General features: G+C 70.2%; 1 protein-coding gene. It reads left to right on the plus strand.

Annotation, left to right across the window (positions count from 1 at the left end):
• The coding region (locus ACLBYB_RS33010; protein WP_447701407.1) for an efflux RND transporter permease subunit at positions 1-319 on the plus strand (319 nt) is incomplete at both ends.

The following is a 319-nucleotide window of genomic DNA, read 5'->3' on the forward strand; positions in this document are numbered from 1 at the left end:
CTGACCATCGCGGTCTCGGTGTTCATGTCGCTGCTCGTGGCGCGCCTCATCACCCCGATGCTCGCCGCCTACTTCCTGCGCGTCCACGGCCACCACGACGAGCGCGAGGGACCGGTCATGCGGGCCTACACGCGCCTCGTCGGCTGGTCGGTACGCCACCGGGCCGTCACGCTGTTCGCCGGCCTCGCGCTGTTCCCCGCCTCCATCGCGTCGACGGGCCTGCTGCCCTCGGGCTTCATCCCGAAGCAGGACAATGCCCGCACCCTGTTCATGGTCGAGCTGGCGCCGGGCGCGAAGCTCTCCGACACGGTGGCGGTAT

The organism is Methylobacterium sp. D54C, from assembly GCF_053345595.1.